Genomic DNA, 17,605 nt, shown 5'->3' with positions numbered 1-17,605 from the left:
CTGTTGTCATCCACTTTGGGATTTCTAAGGAAAGATGAGATTTACTGATTAGTTTTTCGGAACCATGTCTTCTGCACGGAGGGTACCGTTCTTACGGCGCTGAGCATATTCTGCAGTGGCGGTGAATACTACGTCACTGGAGCTGTTTAATGCGGTTTCGCAGGAATCTTCGAGAACGGAGATAATGAAACCAACGGCTACTACCTGCATGGAGATATCGTTGCCGATACCGAAGGATGCGCAGGCCACCGGAATCAGAAGCAGGGAACCACCGGCTACACCGGAAGTACCTGCCGCACCGATAGCGGAAACGATGCAGAGAAGCAGAGCCGTAGGAAGGTCAACGGCAATCCCCAGGGTATGAGCGGCAGCCAGTGCCATAACAGAAATGGTGATAGCGGCACCGGACATGTTGATGGTACATCCCAGCGGAATGGTAATGGAGTAAATATCCGGGTTGAGGCCCAGGCGTTTGCACAGTGCCATGTTGACTGGAATATTGGCAGCGGAACTTCTGGTGAAGAATGCGTATACGGCACTTTCACGGAGACAGGAGAAAATCAGCGGATATGGATTCTGACGTGTGTTGATGTAAACTACCAGCGGATTGATAACCAGTGCTACAACGGCATAGCCGCCAATGAGGACAGCCAGCAGGTGTACGTAAGTAAGCAGGGTGGACAGCCCGTTGGAACCAATGGATTCAGCAACAAGACCCATAATACCAAATGGAGCAAAATGAATAACCCAGGTAACCACCTTGGTCATGCCGCGTGCCAGATCATCAAGGCAATCCTTGGTGGCTTCACTGGCAACACTCTGGAGGGCGATACCGATAATGATGGCCCAGGAGAGGATGCCGATATAGTTGGCGTTAACCAGCGCATTTACCGGATTGTCTACTATATTCATCAGCAGGGTGTGAATAACTTCAGCAATACCACTTGGCGGAGCGACCTGCGTCTGAGCGGTCTGCAGCTGCAGTGTGGTAGGGAACATGAAAGAAGAGAATACCCCGACCAGAGCTGCCAGGAATGTGGTGATGAAATAAAGCATGATAACCGGCTTAATGGAAGCATTGCTGTCATTCTTCTTCTGGAGCATAGCATTCATTACCAGGAAGAATACCAGTACAGGGGCCACTCCTTTCAGTGCTTTAACAAAAAAATCACCGAAAATAGAAGCAACTGGAATCAAGCCCGGAGCAAAGCAGGCAATACAAATACCTACAATAAGACCGACTGCGATTTGCTTGATGAGGGAAACTGACATCAAGATCTCTTTAATTTTAGTAAACAATTTTAAACCCTCCAATAAAGAAATGGTATATACATTACATGTGATAGTATACTATTCGATAACATAAAATGCAACATATTATGACTAAAATGAATAGTTATATAAAAAATGACAGGTTAGATGAACTTATTCTGTTTCAAGTATACTTATCTAAAAAGGTAATATATGAAACATGAGTGGGGAATTACCCCAAATATATAAGGTAAATAAAAAACTAATTATCCGAAAAATCCTGCACTTGGTGATAAGACAGGCGGGCACCTGGGCATGTTTTTCCGGTACGGGGGCAGAAAATTTAAGGTGTAACGGGAAATCATAACAGCCAGTGGAGTATATTCCCCAATACGGTGTGTCTTATGGTAAAATAATAAGATGATTGTTTAATTCAGGGGGAATTTATGAAAAGAGTTGGATTACTCGCAGGTATCGGTACTTTACCGGTGGAATTCATAAAAGCGGTACAGATGCAGGGATATGAAGTGGTTTGTATCGCCCTGATTCCAGGTGTAAGTCCGGAACTGAAACAGCTGGCTGATATCTATTACGATATTAATGTAGCTAAAATAAATAAGATAATTAAAACACTGGTAGCTGAGCATGTTACTGAAGTAACTATGCTGGGTAAGGTTACCAAGGAATGGCTTTTCAAAGGTCTGCATCTGCCGGACCTGCGCGCGCTGCGTGTACTGAAAGAACTTCATAACCGGAAAGATGATACCATCATGCTGGCCATTGTGGATGAACTGGCTAAAGATGGACTTCATGTACTGGATCAGACCAAATATCTGAAACCCATGATGCCGGGGCCGGGAGTGTTTACCAGAAAGAAACCGACGGAACAGCAGCTTAAGGATGTGGCTTTTGGATTCAAGGCTGCCAAGCTGATTGGGGGAATGGATCTGGGGCAGACCGTAGTGGTCAAGAACCAGGCCGTTATGGCGGTAGAAGCTATAGAAGGAACGGATGCCTGCATTAAACGAGGAGGACAGCTGGCCCGGGGCGACGCAGTGGTCGTAAAGACCGCCAAGCCGAATCAGGACCCGCGTTTTGATGTGCCTGCCGTCGGACTGACCACATTGAAATCCATGGAAGAAAGTGGATGCAGGGTACTGGCGATAGAGGCATACCGTACGATTTTCGCGGAGAAAGAAAAAGTATTGAAAGAAGCGGATAAAAAAGGAATCGTCATCCTTGCCGTAGAACAGGAATAAATGATGAAAATAATGTTTTCAGCCGGAGAAGCGTCCGGAGATATGCATGCCGCAGCGGTTGCCGCGGAGCTGAAAAAGAATCATCCGGATATCGAAATGCTGGGAATGGGGGGCCCGGCCATGAAACGAGCCGGAGTAAGGATTGTTTATGATATTGAAAACCTGGGAGTTATCGGGGTTGTGGAAATCATTAAACATATTCCCTTTTTTTTCCGGCTGCGCGATTACATCCGCCGGGTAGTGGAAAAAGAGAAACCGGATGTTTTTGTATGTGTGGACTATCCGGGGTTTAATATGAAACTGGCGCATATGGTAAGCCAGATGGGTATACCTGTGGTTTACTACATTGCTCCTACCATATGGGCATGGAACAAGGGACGCGCCAGAAATATTGTCAGAGATGTGGACTGTGTAGCTTCTATTTTCCCTTTTGAAGCCGAAGCGTACAGAAAGGCGGGAGCCAACGTTACTTTTGTAGGACATCCGCTGGTAGATACCGTGCATCCAGTGATGACAGAGCAGGAAGCTATGACTCATTTTGGCGCACGGAAGGAAGCAAAGCGTATTCTGCTTATGCCGGGCAGCCGTAAAAACGAAGTCCGTGATCTCCTTCCGGTAATGCTCAGGGCGGGGAAACAGCTTATGAAAATGGCTGACTGTCAGTTCTTTATGCCCCGGGCCGAGACCATTCCTGAAGAGATGCTTACCAGTCTGATTGAGCAGGAAGGGGATATCTCAGTCACCATTACGGAAGGGCATCAGTATGACCTCATGTCCATCTGTACGGCCTGTATAGCCTCTTCCGGGACGGCCACACTGGAAACAGCACTGATGGAACTTCCTACCGTACTGGTATATAAACTGGCACCGGTCACTTGGTTCCTGGCAAAGCATCTGGTGCATGTAAAATATGCCGGTCTGCCGAATCTGCTGCTTAATCGGGAAGTGACACCGGAACTTCTTCAGGATGCGGTAACACCGGAGCATATTGTGGAAATCGCGGGGGCCTGGATTACTGACGAAACGAAGCGGCAGCAAAATATTCAGGAACTGAAGGAAGTACGTAGTAAACTGGGGGATAGCGGTGCTGTGCGTCGTACCGGGGAATTAATTTTAAACACAGCGAGGATAGGAAAAGAATGACCGTAGAAAAGAAAAAGAATAAACTGGGCAGCTATAAACGGCTGCTGAGCTATTTGTGGCCCTACTGGAAAATACTGCTTGTTTCCGTAGTCTGCATGCTGTTTGTAGCAGGCTCCAACCTTATCCTCCCCTGGGTAATCAAAGATGTGGTGGATAAGGTACTCACCGACAAGAATCTGCACATGCTGTATCTGGTCATTGTGGCGATTCTCGTTATTTTCCTGATTCGCGGTATAACCACATTTGGACATCGTTATCTTATGGGGTATATGGGGCAGCGGGTTATTACTGACCTGCGAGGGACTCTGTACAGACATCTGCAGAAGCTGTCAGTGTCATATTATGACCGCAGAAGAACCGGTGAAATCATGAGTAATCTTACCAATGATATATCGGCTCTGCAGACAGCCATCGTAGATAATTTTGTGTCCCTTGTACAGGAAGGCTCCATATTTATCGGCTCCTTTGTGTCCATGATTTATCTTCAGTGGAAACTGACTGTACTGTGCCTGATTATTGTTCCTCTGGTTACCGGTACGATTCGTTTCTTTGGAAGAAAGCTGCACAACAGCGGGCGTACCGTGCAGGAACGGCTGGCTGATGTAACAGCCATGCTGCAGGAAACTATTCAGGGTGTCCGGATTATCCGCAGTTTTAACCGTACGAATTTTGAAATCAAGCGGTTTGATAAGGTGAATGAATCCAATTTCAAGGCTACGGTAAGGACCATCCGGCAGCAGAGCCAGATGACTCCGTTTGTGGAATTTTTCTCTGCCTTCGCGGTAACAGCCATTATCTGGTACGGAGGGGTATCCGTCATTGATGGCATTATGACCAGCGGGGAACTGATTGCCTTCCTTATGTATGCCATCAATCTGGCCAATCCGGTAAAACGTGTGGCGGAAGCAGTAGGTAACATTCAGAAATCCCTGGCTGCTGCTGACCGTGTATTTGCCATTCTGGATACCAAGCCGGAAGTTATGGAAAAGCCAAATGCGCCAGATCTGAAGATTACCAAGGGGGTAGTACAGTTTGACCATGTAGCCTTTTACTATGTAAAGGGACATCCTGTACTTAACGATTTTAACTTTACGGCTAATCCAGGGGAAACCATTGCCCTGGTAGGACCGTCTGGCGCGGGGAAGACCACAGTGGCCAATATCCTTCCCCGTTTCTATGATGTTACCGGCGGTGCCGTACGCATCGATGGTGTGGATATCCGGGACGTAACCCTGAGCTCTCTTCGTGACTTTATCGGGATGGTACCGCAGGATACTATGCTGTTTAACACAACTATCCGGAATAATATCCTGTATGGACGTCTGGATGCTACAGAAGAAGAAATCTGGGAAGCCATCCGGGCGGCCAACGCGGAAGATTTCATTAAGAATCTTCCTCAGGGACTGGAAACCATGGCCGGTGACCGGGGGGTTGTCCTTTCCGGCGGACAGCGTCAGCGTATTTCCATTGCCCGTGCCATTCTGAAGAATCCTAAGATCCTTGTGCTTGATGAAGCTACTTCCGCGCTGGATACAGAAAGCGAAAAGGTAGTACAGGATGCACTGGATAAACTGATGGTGGGAAGAACTGCATTCGTAATAGCCCATCGACTGTCTACCATTAAGAATGCCGATCATATTCTTGTTCTTAACGAGGGGCGCATTTCAGAACAGGGAACACATGACGAACTGATGGCGCTCCATGGACTGTATTATGAACTTTACACAATGTCAGCGAAACAACCGGAAGGGGAATAAGAATGTACTGGTTTTATAACATCTGTCTTGTAGCCTACTGGATACTGCAGATTCCGCTGTTGATTTACCGTCTTCTTTTTGAAGAAGGTTTTTATGAACGTCTTAAACAGAGTGCCGGTGTCATGCCGACTCCGACACTGCAGAAAATAGCATATCATCATGCCATCTGGGTTCATGCGGCTTCCGTAGGGGAAGTAGTGGCTGCCAGCCCTATTGTAAGGGAACTTAAGAAAAGATATCCCGAAGAAATGGTAGTGGTTTCCGTGGTTACCGCTACCGGGCATCGCATGGCGCGGCGGATTATCCCGGAGGCGGATGGACATATTTTCTTCCCGTTTGACCTTCCGGTGATTACCAACCGTATTGTCCGTATTGTGGAACCTAAGGCCATCATCCTTATAGAAACGGAACTCTGGCCGAACTTCCTCCGCATTGCCAGCCGGAGCCATATTCCGGTCATGATGATGAATGGCCGTATCAGCGATCGGTCTATGAAGAGATATTCTCTGATTAAGCCGGTAACGGAAAAGATGCTGGATCAGATTCAGAAATTCTGTATGCAGTCAGCTCATGACGCAGGATACATCATTAAAATGGGGGCCCGGCCAGAAAGAGTTTCCGTTATAGGCAATACCAAATATGATCAGACCTATGCAGAAGTATCGGAAAAGGAAAAACAGCAGCTGAGAAAGGAATTTCGTTTTACCGGTTCCGGCCCAATCATTGTGGCAGGAAGTACGCACAGCGGGGAAGAAGAAATCGTTATGCATGCTTTTGAACGGGTGCTTAAAAAGTATCCGGATGCTAAACTGCTTCTTGCCCTCCGTGAAATTACCAGAGCCGCTTCTGTCAAGTTCCTGATTCATCATTTTGGCTATTCGGTTATCCGTCGTTCGGAAATGGGAACAGAATCCGATGACGGCTCCGCTCATCAGATTGTCATCCTTGATACCATTGGGGAACTGGGCCGGCTGTACAGCCTGGCGGATGTAGTATTTGTAGGCGGCAGTTTTGTGCGTGTAGGCGGACATAATATTCTGGAACCGGCAGCCCATGGAAAACCGGTTCTGGTAGGACCGTTTATGTTTAACTTTAAGGAAATATTCAAGCTGCTTTCTGAACGAGGCGTCTGCATTATGTGCAATACTCCGGAAGACTTTGAAGAGGAACTGCTGGCACTTCTGGCCGACAGGCAGAAGATGCAGAAGATGGGGCAGGTAGCTCTGGAAGTGGTCCGTGAAAACCAGGGGGCGACAGGAAGGAATATTGCGGCATTTGAAAAACTGCTTGCTGAATATCATGTTCAGCTGAAAGGACACAAATGAGCGTAGAATCCTATATTCTCAGGCTGCAGAAAGAGAAAAATCCCGGTGTGGGCGGCACGCTGATACTGGGCATGCTGTCAGCACTGGAAACTTTATACAGACGTGGTGTGATTTCCCGGCGGCAGAAGGAAATGGCCGGAGCGGAAACGGTTTCTATTCCGGTTATCAGTGTAGGCAATATGACTGCAGGGGGAACCGGGAAGACCCCGTGTATCATCCGTCTGACAGGGATGCTGAAGCAGTCTGGACACCGACCGGCTGTACTGACCCGGGGTTATCGGGGAAAGCTGGAAAAAAACGGCGGCATCGTATCGGACTGGAACCAGGTTCTGCTTCCTGCGGAAGAAGCAGGGGATGAACCGTATATGATGGCTGTCAAAATGCCTCATGTGCCTGTTCTGGTGGGAAAGGATCGTAATGCCTCCGCTGAAAAAGCCATAGCCATGGGAGCAGATGTTCTTCTTCTGGATGATGGATTTCAGTACTGGCGGTTGAACAGAGACCTGGACATAGTGCTTATCGACTGCACAAATCCTTTTGGGGCCGGGCATCTGCTGCCAAGAGGACTTCTCAGAGAACCATTGGACTGTATGAAGCGGGCGGATGTATTTGTGCTTACCAAGAGTGATCAGGTCACAGAAAAGGAAAAACAGGAAATTATCCGGAAAATCAGGGAAATCCACCCGAAGGCCCCGGTGGTGGAATCTCATCATACTCCCGTAGGGATTATTGAATATCATGCCTGGAAGAGGAAAGAGGAAGTATCAGCGGAAGAAGGTCGCGGAAGAAAGGCATTCCTTCTGTGTGGTATAGGGAATCCGGATTCCTTTACCCGGACTGCGGAAGAACTGGGAATCACTGTGACAGGGACTATGTATTTTCCGGATCATCACCACTATACGGTGGATGATATCCGGTCGGCGGAACGAAGAGCCAGGGAAACCGGCGCGGAAATCCTGCTGACTACGGAGAAGGATATTGTTAAAATAAAAGAAGCTTCTGAAATACCTCTGTATGCATTAAAGATAGAAATGAAATTTACAGGAGACGGGGAACAGTGTATGAATGAGCTGATTTCCCGGGTATTCGGAGTGTAATCAGGGAGAATGAATATGGTGAAAATTGCTTGTATTATTCCATCAAGATATGCGTCCACACGTCTTCCAGGGAAACCGCTTCGCTTGATTGCCGGGAAAACGCTGATTCAGAGAGTCTATGAACGGGCTATACAGGCCAAAGTGCCGGATATCTGTATAGTGGCCACTGACCATAAGGATATTGAGGCGGAAGTTCTCCGCTTCGGTGGCAGGGTGGTTATGACTTCTCCTGACCATCCGACCGGAACGGACCGCCTGGCGGAAGTGGCAGAAAAATATCCGGATTACGATATTATTGTCAATGTACAGGGGGATGAACCTCTCATTGATCCGAATGTCATCGACCGTCTGGCCAGTGTACTTATAGAGAAGAAAGACTGTGCCATGGCCACTGTGGCTACGCCGTTAAAAGAATCAGAATATGAGGATAATACAGCCGTAAAGGTTGTCCTTAACCAGAAAGACGAAGCACTGTACTTCTCCCGGTCCCTCATACCTTATCCGCGTCATGCCTTTGCGGTACCGCCGCTGAAGCATGTAGGGATTTATGCTTATCGACGGGATTTCCTGTTGCAGTATGCGAAGCTGGAACAGACACCGCTGGAAAAGACAGAATCTCTGGAACAGCTCAGGGCACTGGAAATGGGATATCATATTGCAGTGATTCAGACAGAATCAGAAGATATCGGTATTGATACGGAAGCCGATCTGGCAAGGGCCGAGGCTTATTTTAAAAGGAGAGAAAACAAATGAGACCTATTCAGGTAGGAAATCTGACATTGGACGGAAGCCGTCTGTTCCTGATTGCAGGACCATGTGTAATTGAAAGCTACGAACGTACCCTGATGATCGGGCGTGAAATCAAAAAAATCTGTGAACGACTTGGCGTGCAGTATATTTTCAAAGCTTCTTATGATAAGGCTAACCGTTCTTCCATTAAATCATTCCGCGGTCCTGGTCTGGAAAAAGGCCTGGAAATCCTGGCCGCTATCAAGAAGGAACTGCAGGTACCGGTTCTTTCCGATGTACATGATGTAAGCCAGCTGGAACCGGCATCTAAAGTACTTGACTGGCTTCAGATTCCGGCATTCCTCTGCCGTCAGACGGACCTGGTATACAATGCGGCAAAGACAGGCAAGGCGGTCAATGTGAAGAAGGGGCAGTTTATGGCTCCGGAAGACATGAAAAATGTATTAGGGAAGATGGAAGCGGCCGGCAATCCTAACCTGTCCCTTACCGAACGCGGTGTATCCTTTGGCTATCATAACCTGGTAGTGGATATGAGATCTTTCCCGATAATGAGACAGTTTGGCTATCCTGTGATTTTTGATGCTACCCATAGTGTACAGCTCCCGGGGGGTATGGGAACCTCTACCGGCGGACAGAGGGAATTCATTCCTTATCTGGCCAGAGCGGCAGCGGCAGCCGGAGTGGATGGATTCTTTATGGAAGTTCATGATAATCCTCCGGAAGGACTTTCGGATTCCACAAACATGCTCTATCTGTCCTCTCTGGAAGATCTCCTGAAAGACCTGATTGCCATTGATAATGTAGTCAAAGGCCGAAATAAGTAAAACCGTGGCGCGGCGACACACATAATTTCTGTACGTGTATTATAATAAAAGTATGAATTTGTGTGTATTTATGTTTTTCTGTTGCAGCCGTAACAGAAATCAGTAATTCATTGTTTATCAGGGGGTATCATGTCTGTTATTGATACAGCATCCAGAGTTCTCAGAGAAGAGGCAGCCGCTGTACTTGGACTGCAGAAAAAACTGGATGATAGTTTTGAAATGGCAGTCAATATGATTGCATCAGCCAGAGGAAGGGTTATTTTAACCGGAATGGGCAAGTCCGGGCATATTGCCAGAAAAGTGGCGGCTACTATGGCCAGCACGGGAACACCTGCATTCTTTATGCATCCTGCCGAAGCAATTCACGGGGATCTGGGTATGGTTACATCGGAAGATGTGGTGATTGCTTACTCTAACAGCGGGGAAACAGCGGAAGTTATCAATATCCTTCCATCCATCCGCCGTATAGGCGCAAATCTTATCGCCATGGTGGGAAAGACATCCTCCACACTGGCGGAAAACGCAGATGTGGTACTGGACTGCGGCGTAGAAAAGGAAGCGGACAGCCTGGGACTGGCACCTACCAGCTCTACCACAGCAGCACTGGCCATGGGGGATGCCCTGGCTGTGTGCCTGATGGAGCGCCATAACTTTACGGCAGATAATTTCGCTATATTCCATCCTGGCGGTTCCTTAGGGAAACGACTTCTGCTTACGGTAGAAATGGTTATGCATAAAGGCAGCGATAATCCGGTGGTCCCAATGGACAGCACCGTAAAAGAAGCCCTGTTTATTATGACAGACAAAGGGCTGGGAGCGGTCAATGTGGTCGATAAGGAAGGCAATCTGGTAGGACTTCTCACCGATGGGGATGTCCGCAGAGGCCTGGAACAGGGAACTTCTTTCCTTGACTGCGCCGTGGAAAAGGTTATGACCGCCCATCCGATGGTCATTGAACCGAATAAGCTGGCAGCGCAGGGGCTTCACGTTATGGAAAAACATGCTCCGCATCCCATTACCGTACTTCCGGTGGTTAAGGATGGCCGGGCGGTTGGCATGCTTCACATTACCGACCTGTTGAAACAGGGGGTTGTATAATGAAGGATCTCAGCCGGATAAAATGTTTCTGCTTTGATGTGGATGGGACTCTGACTACAGGGGCCCTGTATTTTGGACCACAGGGAGAAGCATTAAAGGTATTTAATGCGCAGGATGGTATGATAATCAACCTGGTAAGGAAGCTGGGCTATAAAGTGGCTTTTATTACCGGCCGTGAATCGCCGATGGTTCAGGCGCGGGCCGATGAGCTTCATATAGATTACCTGGCTATGAAATGTGGCAGAAAACTGGATGCGCTGCATACGGTCTGCGAAAAATTCAATCTTTCCCTGGATGAAGCGGCTTACATGGGAGATGATATCAATGATCTCCCGCTGATTGGGAAGACCGGATATTTTGGCGCTCCGGCCAACGCGTGTCGCGATGTGAAAGAAGGAGCCGATTTTGTGGCTTCAAGAGCCGGTGGGGAAGGGGCTGCCCGGGAGTTCATGGAATTTATTGTCCGCGGGCAGGGACGCTGGCAGGAAGTACTTGATTTTTATTTGCACGCATGATTGCCGGTAAGGGTGATTATGTATGTGAACATGTTGTTTTGGAGAGGAACTAAAGGCTGTGTCAGATACACTGAAATATCACCTGTTAAAAGGCCTGAGCAATGCACTTTGCTCCATGTCTTATGACCATATTCTTGAAATAGGGAAATTCCTCGGACCGGTCATTATGGAACGTATTTCCAAACAGAAAAAGCGTGGACTGGAACAGATTCAGACCGGGCTTTCTTGTGATAGGGCCGAGGCGGAAAAACTGCTTCATAAGGTATACCAGCATATAGGTATGTCAGCCATGGAAATGCTGTACATGCCGCGGCTTGTCAGGGAAAAAGACCATATCGATGACTATATAGGCCTGTCCCATCCGGAATATCTGAAGGCGTGCTATGCGGAAGGTAAGGGGATTGTAGGTCTTACGGCCCATATGGGGAACTGGGAATGGTTGGGCGCGGGTATGGCGCTTCATGGATTCCCTACATCAGCTATTGGCAAAAAGCAGAAAGATGATGTGCTTATGTCCATCATTAACGATTACCGGGCTATGGCAGGGCAGCACATTTTCCTTACCGGTACCGGCGGCTACGAAATGATAGCGGCAGCCAGGGCTATGAAGAAGAATTATATTCTGGGCTTCCTCTCGGATAAAGATGGGAATAAAGTAGGGGTTCCTGTAAAATTCATGAACCGGTTCTTTTCCTTCCCGCAGGGGCCGGCGGTCTTTGCTGACCGGTTTGATGCCCCCATCCTGCCCCTGTTTATCGTAAGAAATGAATCGGGGAAGGGACATGTTATTCACTTTGAAAAGCCCTTTCACTATGAGCGTACGGGGAATGCGCAGAAGGATCTGCTGATTAATTCTCAGAAGATGGCCTCAATTATGGAAGAGGTTATCCGGAAATATCCTGCGGACTGGCTGTGGTTCCAGCATCTGTTCTGGACAGGGCCGGAAAAGGTGAGGATGCTTGCTGTAATGAGCCCTGAAGATATCAGGACTGTGTTTGACGGATTATCCTATCCGGAAGATAAAGTACAGGAATTAATACATTTGGCCAGCGCTAAGAAGGAGTCAGAAAATGAATAAATATCGCCCGTATATTGTTCTGGCGGTAATTGTTGCCATGGCGGCAGGAATTTATTTCCTCTTTCAGGGGGATGAAGCGGAACAGAAAGGTGCTGCACCGGATGATGCCATAGTTACCTTCAGCAATATGGATATGAGGGAAGAAGCCAAAGGGCAGGTTGTCTGGTATTTGAAAGCGGCTAATGTTAAAATTGATGCAGATAAAGATACAGCCCATCTGAAAAATGTGGAAGGTTATTTTAAGAATGATCAGGGAGAACTGACCATTAAGGCCGATAACGGAACAGTTCACAGAAAGGATAAGACGGTAACTCTTACCGGAACTGTACATGGAACCACGAAAGATGGAGCTGTTCTTGATGCAGATAATTTAAAGTATGATGGCAAGACGCAGATTCTTTCCACAGACAAGCAGTTTACTCTGGTAAAAGATGGGAAAGTACTCACAGCGGATACATTTACTGCGGACAGAGTCCTGCAGGTGGTTACAGCAAAGGGACATGCATCTTTAAAGGAGAAAGGGAAATAAATGAAAAAAGGCATTATAGCAGCTATAGGAATCTGCCTCGCACTGGCTGGTGCCGGAGTGGCGTCAGCTGATGACATTACGGCAGATGTTATTACATATAATGGAAAGACCAAAGTTGTTTCCGCTTCAGGCAATGTGGTCATTCACGCCAACCAGGGGGCTACTATCACCGGCAAGAGCGGGGAATATCGCTTCGAAGACCGCAGTGCCTATCTGGAAGGCGGCGTCCACTATGTGAAGGAACAGACGACCATGGATGCGTCCAAAGTCGACCTGTACTCGGATAAGACCGTTCATGCAGTCGGCCATGTGGTTATTAATGAACGGGTGGAAAAGCGTATCCTGAAGGGGGACGATGTCACATATAATCCGGACACTGGGGATGGCAATATTCAGGGGAACGGCTATGTATCCACTGAGGATGGCGTAGTGACTGCTCCTCATATTTATGGCAATCTCAAAGCTATTCGTATCCTTGGAGATGGCGGAGTGCATATGACCAGTGAAGTGCATAAGCTGACCGCCTATGGTGATCAGGCAGTTTATACCCGGACACCGAATAAGAATGACGGGGTATTGTACCTGAAGGGACATGCCAGAGCGGAACAGAACGGAAATACCTTTGCCGGACCAGAACTGATTCTCAGGGATGACAATCAGACGGTGGAAACCAATGGACGCAGTACACTGACTATCACTAATACCAGTGGAAGCAAATAAAAGGGAAGGGTAGCAGTGGATTATATAAAGGCAGCAACGTATGAAGATTGAAACACATGATCTGGTGAAAACTTATGGGGAACGCACCGTCGTGAACCATGTGAATGTCACCGTGGAACAGGGAAAAATAGTCGGCCTCCTGGGACCGAACGGAGCCGGAAAGACCACGACATTCTATATGATTGTCGGTATTATCCGACCCGATGAAGGACAGGTTACTGTGGATGGAGCTGAAATTACCGATATGCCGATTCATATGAGGCATCGGTTTGGAATCGGTTATCTTCCACAGGAAGCCTCTATATTCAGAGATCTTAGCGTATGGGATAATCTTATGGCTTTTCTGGAAACGCGTGAGGATTTGACGCCGGAGCAGAGAAAAGAAAAGGCACAGTCACTGTTAAATGAATTTCACATTAATCATGTGCGTAATACCAAGGGCAGTGCCTTATCCGGCGGGGAACGCCGCCGTGTGGAAATCGCACGGGCACTCACCATGGATCCCTCCTTTATCCTGCTGGATGAACCTTTTGCCGGGGTCGATCCGCTGGCAGTTGAGGACATACAGTCGGTAGTAAGCCAGCTGAAACTCCGTGGAATTGGCATTTTAATCACTGACCATAACGTAAGAGAAACGCTTCACATAGTCGACCGGGCATATATCCTCTCAGAAGGGAAGATACTTCTGGAAGGTACGGCTGACGAAGTCGCCGTGGACCCGGTAGCTAAGAAATTTTATCTGGGCGATAATTTTACTTTATAGCCGGTGAGAGTGAGAAGGATTTAGGAAGGGCCGATCAGGCAATGCGCATACTTGATAAATATATATTAAAGCAGTTTATGGGACCTTTTCTGTTTGGCGTAGCGGCATTTACCGCTATTTTTGTAGGATCTGATACATTACTGAAGATTGCCGAATATGTAACTAAATATGGAGCATCGGTTACTTCAGCTATCAAGATTTTCATACTGGCACTCCCCAGTATTGTTGTGTATACATTTCCTATGGCCGTGTTATTAGGGTCCCTCATGTGTTTCTCCAAATTGTCCGGATCCAGCGAACTGATAGTTATGCGTTCGGCAGGGCAGAGCTTTACCAGACTGGCTATGCCGGTGTTTATTACCGCGTTCATCATCAGTATCGGCGCGGTGGCATTTAATGAATTTGTAGTTCCATGGGCCAACCACGAATACCAGCTGGTCCTTAATGTAGAAATAAAGAGAAACATGAATCCAGGGGTTACCGACCATGTGGTTCTCAGGGATGTACAGGATGGCAAGATTGTTCATCTCCTGTACGCACGTAAATATGATCCAAAGGCAAAGACACTTTCCAACATTACGATTCAGGAATTCCAGGATGAAAACCTGGTGCGCATGGAAAACGCGCCCCGGGCGGAATGGAAGAATGGAAACTGGGTAATGGAGGATGGTGTGATTTACGATCTGACGACAGAAGGTGTCGATCGTATGATGCATTTTTCCAACCAGGTGATTAATTACGCTGAATCACCGGATAAGATTCAGAAAGATCAGAAGAAAGAAGAAGAAATGACAATCCGCGAACTGGCTCAGCAGGTTAAGGCCTTTGAATCAGCGCATGCGGATACGACCGGGCTGGTCATGGAAATGAACCGGCGCTTTTCTCTGCCGCTGGCCAGCTTTATTTTTGCCCTGGTGGGGGCTCCACTGGGAGTGCAGAAGCAGAGATCTTCTTCTTCTGTTGGGTTTGGTATATCCGTAGTTATTATCTTCCTGTATTATGCAGTGATGACTTTTGCCGGAGCACTGGGAAGAGGCCATGTGATTCCACCGGCGCTTTCCATCTGGATTCCAAATATTATTGCATTTATTACGGGGGTCCTGTTAATTCGCCGCGCTTCCCGTTAAGGGTAAGACGGTTTTATTCATAATCTGTAAAAGGGGCATTGTATGCTGGGTATTATTATTGTTCTTGTGCTGATGGTAATGGGTGGTCTGATTGCCTTTCTGGGGGATAAGATTGGCTCCAAAGTTGGGAAAAAGAGACTCACCCTGTTTGGACTCCGGCCTAAATATACGTCCATCATTGTTACTATTATTTCAGGGACATTGATTTCCTTCTTTACTGTGGCAGTTATGGCGGTGGTCAATGAAAATATACGCGTAGCATTGTTTGGCCTTAACAAGCTCAAAGGAGAAATGAATGAACTGAACCGTGAAATCGCGGACAAGAATAAACAGCTGGATGAAGGGAAAATGCTCCTGGCAAGGCGTACGGATGAGTACAATAAGATGAACGAGCGGGCTATCGGGATGTCCAAAGAGCTGGATCAGGTAGAATCCCAGCGCGCGTCCATGGAAAACAGACTGTCCTCTGTTCAGAAGGCCTATGACAAGGCACAGACTGACGTAAACGCTTCTGCTGCTGAAATTGATAAGCTGGAAAAGACACGTAATGAACTGAATGGCAACATTAAAAAGCTTGATCATGAAAGAGCCAGCCTGATGAATAATATCGCGTCAATCCGTGAAGGGACCGTGGTATACCGCACAGGACAGGTCGTTGGAACCGGAATCATTGGTGCCGGTCTGTCCAGAACACAGGCCAGCGCAGCGCTGGATGCACTGCTTAATCATGTGAATACAGATCTCCGCACGCGGATGAATGTTAAGGACAAGAACGCAACCGTTATGCGGGTATCCCAGAACACATTTGAGGAAGCGGCCTCAGAACTGGTAAATTCCAAATCGGACAAAGTGGTCCGTATCGTATCTGCCGGAAATATCATGGTAGGGGAACCGGTAGTTGTGGATTTCGCTATTTACGATAACAGGAAAATATTCAACAGTGGGGCGGTAATCCTTTCTGCTCCCCTGTCGTCCTATGATAAAGGCGCTAATAATCAGGGCCGGATTCTCATGTTCCTGCATGATGTAAACCGCCTGGCACGTGATAAAGGCGTACTTTTTGATCCGCTGACAGGGAATATAGGACAGCTTAATGCGCAGGAATTAACCGATGTCATCCGGCAGGTCAATGAATATGGTGGCAATTGCATACTCACAGCCGTGGCTAAGAGGGATATTTATACGGAAGGCCCACTGGTTATCGATGTGCATGTAGAAAAGGTGGAAGAATGATTTTTGCGATAGATCCCGGTTCAGAAAAGACCGGAACGGCTCTTGTCAATGAAGATGGGACTCTGTTCAAAAAGAAGATTATCCCAACAGATACCCTGGAGGATGTGGTGGACAGGATAATGTCCGTATATAATCCCAGAGCTGTAGTCATGGGGAATGGAACACATCACCAGGAACTGAAACAGAGAGTGGAACAGGCTTTGCTGAAATCTGGTTCATCACTTAAGGTTTCCCTTGTAAATGAAAAATACACCACAGAAATGGGAAAACGGCTGTATTGGAAGGAAAACAGGCCGCATGGGTGGAACCGGTTGCTTCCGGCAGGGATGCGCACCATACCCGTACCGGTGGATGACTATGTGGCGTGGATAATCGGCTGCATATTTCTGGGGTGTATTAAAGCTGAAAGTATCAATCATAAGAAAACCAGATAATTGGATTTATAAAAGACTATTGACACTTTAACGTTTATGGTCTAAAATACTTAAGTGTCACGGGGCATAGCGCAGTTGGTAGCGCACCTGCTTTGGGAGCAGGGGGTCGCCAGTTCGAGTCCGGCTGCCCCGACCATTATGTCTCAGTAGCTCAGTTGGATAGAGCAACCGCCTTCTAAGCGGTGGGTCGTGAGTTCGAATCTCTCCTGGGACACCAGAGAAAACGTGTCGTTGAGGCACGTTTTTTTATTACAACTAATGGGCAGCGCCAGATAACGACGCTGCTTTTTAACTGTTTGTGCAATTTATGCGGCAAACTTGGGATATAGGACATTTCGTGTTGGTTTTAATGCCGATGGAGCCAGTGTTTATCGGGCTTCATTGGCATTTATTTTTTTTTGAAAAGATTTATAAGGGTGGACAAAACGTGTTGGTAAAAAGTCTCAAAACCCTTGCCAATACTGGAGAAATAGGCTTTTATTTTTTTATCAGGACTTAAATGTGTTTTAGGAGGAGTTTATGAGAAAAATAAGATGTCCCTATTGTGGGTTTCCCTGTCATAAATATGGGAAGACAAAGGCAGGAAGTCAGCGTTGGCATTGTGAAAACTGCCAGACCGTTTTTTCTTGTAAGAATAGAAGTAACCTGAAGGATTTTGAACTATTTCAACAATGGTTGTTTGGTAAAAATGTGCAAAAGGAA

The 17,605-nt window shown here is 47.3% G+C and carries 18 protein-coding genes and 2 tRNA genes; 19 read left to right on the top strand and 1 reads right to left on the bottom strand.

The window, feature by feature from the left end:
* Positions 1-48 precede the first annotated feature (48 nt).
* Positions 49-1,299, bottom strand: coding sequence for a serine/threonine transporter SstT (gene sstT / locus BLQ79_RS04185; protein ID WP_091364182.1), 1,251 nt, complete (start codon positions 1,297-1,299; stop codon positions 49-51).
* A 398-nt stretch (positions 1,300-1,697) separates the two neighbouring features.
* On the opposite strand from sstT, the gene BLQ79_RS04180 reads away from it, so the two are divergent.
* The 19 genes from BLQ79_RS04180 to BLQ79_RS08360 form a co-directional block, all read left to right on the top strand.
* Positions 1,698-2,510, top strand: coding sequence for an LpxI family protein (locus tag BLQ79_RS04180; RefSeq protein WP_091364180.1), 813 nt, complete (start codon positions 1,698-1,700; stop codon positions 2,508-2,510).
* A gap of 3 nt (positions 2,511-2,513) precedes the next feature.
* A complete protein-coding gene (gene lpxB, locus BLQ79_RS04175; RefSeq protein ID WP_091364177.1) occupies positions 2,514-3,653 on the top strand; it encodes a lipid-A-disaccharide synthase in 1,140 nt (379 codons plus the stop codon).
* A complete protein-coding gene (locus tag BLQ79_RS04170; RefSeq protein ID WP_091364175.1) occupies positions 3,650-5,410 on the top strand; it encodes an ABC transporter ATP-binding protein in 1,761 nt (586 codons plus the stop codon). Before lpxB ends, BLQ79_RS04170 begins: the two co-directional genes overlap by 4 nt.
* A gap of 2 nt (positions 5,411-5,412) precedes the next feature.
* Complete coding sequence (locus BLQ79_RS04165) at positions 5,413-6,735, top strand: 3-deoxy-D-manno-octulosonic acid transferase (protein ID WP_091364173.1); 1,323 nt, start codon at positions 5,413-5,415, stop codon at positions 6,733-6,735.
* Complete coding sequence (lpxK, locus tag BLQ79_RS04160; protein ID WP_091364171.1) at positions 6,732-7,832, top strand: tetraacyldisaccharide 4'-kinase; 1,101 nt, start codon at positions 6,732-6,734, stop codon at positions 7,830-7,832. The genes BLQ79_RS04165 and lpxK overlap by 4 nt, the downstream gene beginning before the upstream one ends.
* Before the next feature lie 18 nt (positions 7,833-7,850).
* A complete protein-coding gene (gene kdsB, locus BLQ79_RS04155; protein ID WP_091364286.1) occupies positions 7,851-8,585 on the top strand; it encodes a 3-deoxy-manno-octulosonate cytidylyltransferase in 735 nt (244 codons plus the stop codon).
* Positions 8,582-9,406 (top strand): 3-deoxy-8-phosphooctulonate synthase, encoded by an 825-nt coding sequence (gene kdsA, locus BLQ79_RS04150; protein WP_091364168.1) that lies wholly within the window; start codon positions 8,582-8,584, stop codon positions 9,404-9,406. Before kdsB ends, kdsA begins: the two co-directional genes overlap by 4 nt.
* Positions 9,407-9,535: 129 nt before the next feature.
* On the top strand, positions 9,536-10,504 hold the full coding sequence (locus BLQ79_RS04145; RefSeq protein WP_091364166.1) for a KpsF/GutQ family sugar-phosphate isomerase: 969 nt from the start codon (positions 9,536-9,538) through the stop codon (positions 10,502-10,504).
* The gene (locus BLQ79_RS04140; RefSeq protein WP_091364164.1) at positions 10,504-11,019 is read left to right on the top strand and encodes a KdsC family phosphatase; all 516 of its coding nucleotides are present in this window, start codon (positions 10,504-10,506) and stop codon (positions 11,017-11,019) included. The genes BLQ79_RS04145 and BLQ79_RS04140 overlap by 1 nt, the downstream gene beginning before the upstream one ends.
* Before the next feature lie 58 nt (positions 11,020-11,077).
* Positions 11,078-12,097, top strand: coding sequence for a lysophospholipid acyltransferase family protein (locus BLQ79_RS04135; protein WP_091364162.1), 1,020 nt, complete (start codon positions 11,078-11,080; stop codon positions 12,095-12,097).
* Positions 12,090-12,626, top strand: a complete 537-nt coding sequence (gene lptC / locus BLQ79_RS04130; protein ID WP_091364160.1) for an LPS export ABC transporter periplasmic protein LptC — start codon at positions 12,090-12,092, stop codon at positions 12,624-12,626. Before BLQ79_RS04135 ends, lptC begins: the two co-directional genes overlap by 8 nt.
* Entirely contained in the window at positions 12,627-13,346 is a 720-nt protein-coding gene (locus BLQ79_RS04125; RefSeq protein ID WP_091364158.1) for an LptA/OstA family protein, read from the top strand.
* 40 nt (positions 13,347-13,386) lie between these two features.
* Positions 13,387-14,109: an LPS export ABC transporter ATP-binding protein gene (gene lptB / locus BLQ79_RS04120; protein WP_091364156.1), complete on the top strand. Its 723-nt coding sequence runs from the start codon at positions 13,387-13,389 to the stop codon at positions 14,107-14,109.
* Positions 14,110-14,150: 41 nt separating this feature from the next.
* On the top strand, positions 14,151-15,236 hold the full coding sequence (locus BLQ79_RS04115; RefSeq protein ID WP_091364154.1) for an LptF/LptG family permease: 1,086 nt from the start codon (positions 14,151-14,153) through the stop codon (positions 15,234-15,236).
* 42 nt (positions 15,237-15,278) lie between these two features.
* On the top strand, positions 15,279-16,469 hold the full coding sequence (locus BLQ79_RS04110; RefSeq protein ID WP_091364152.1) for a DUF3084 domain-containing protein: 1,191 nt from the start codon (positions 15,279-15,281) through the stop codon (positions 16,467-16,469).
* On the top strand, positions 16,466-16,903 hold the full coding sequence (locus BLQ79_RS04105; protein WP_091364150.1) for a RuvC family protein: 438 nt from the start codon (positions 16,466-16,468) through the stop codon (positions 16,901-16,903). Before BLQ79_RS04110 ends, BLQ79_RS04105 begins: the two co-directional genes overlap by 4 nt.
* Before the next feature lie 60 nt (positions 16,904-16,963).
* Positions 16,964-17,039: transfer RNA gene (locus tag BLQ79_RS04100), tRNA-Pro, on the top strand.
* 4 nt (positions 17,040-17,043) lie between these two features.
* Positions 17,044-17,120 (top strand) — tRNA-Arg (locus tag BLQ79_RS04095).
* Between the two features lie 302 nt (positions 17,121-17,422).
* On the top strand, positions 17,423-17,605 hold a 183-nt coding region (locus tag BLQ79_RS08360; RefSeq protein ID WP_456151361.1), incomplete at its 3' end, for a transposase-like zinc-binding domain-containing protein.

Origin of the sequence: Dialister histaminiformans (assembly GCF_900103425.1) — a bacterium.
GTDB lineage: Bacteria > Bacillota > Negativicutes > Veillonellales > Dialisteraceae > Allisonella > Allisonella histaminiformans.
This window is presented reverse-complemented; position numbering and strand designations above follow the sequence as displayed.